The sequence below is a fragment of the Citrobacter sp. TBCS-14 genome (assembly GCF_005280805.1).
GTDB lineage: Bacteria > Pseudomonadota > Gammaproteobacteria > Enterobacterales > Enterobacteriaceae > Citrobacter > Citrobacter gillenii.
On sequence record NZ_SZWM01000434.1, the window covers coordinates 1 to 228 of the forward strand.

Below are 228 nucleotides of genomic sequence, written 5' to 3' on the forward strand. Positions count from 1 at the left end.
CGTGGCTTCAACGCGCGAGGTCGGGTTAGACAGCGGCATAACGATCGGACGCGGACAATGCTTGTGCATTTCGCGAATGATCTCTTCAGTAAACAGGCCAACCTGTCCGGAAACCCCGATCAGGATGTCAGGTTTAACGTTGCGGACCACGTCAAGCAACGACAGCACATCTTCTTGTGTATCCCAGTGCTGAAGATTTTCGCGTTTTTGCACCAGTTTGGTCTGGAA

General features: G+C 52.2%; 1 protein-coding gene. It reads right to left on the reverse strand.

What is annotated here, in order from left to right:
- The coding region (locus FDX22_RS31225) for a malic enzyme-like NAD(P)-binding protein (RefSeq protein ID WP_304571774.1) at positions 1-228 on the reverse strand (228 nt) is incomplete at both ends.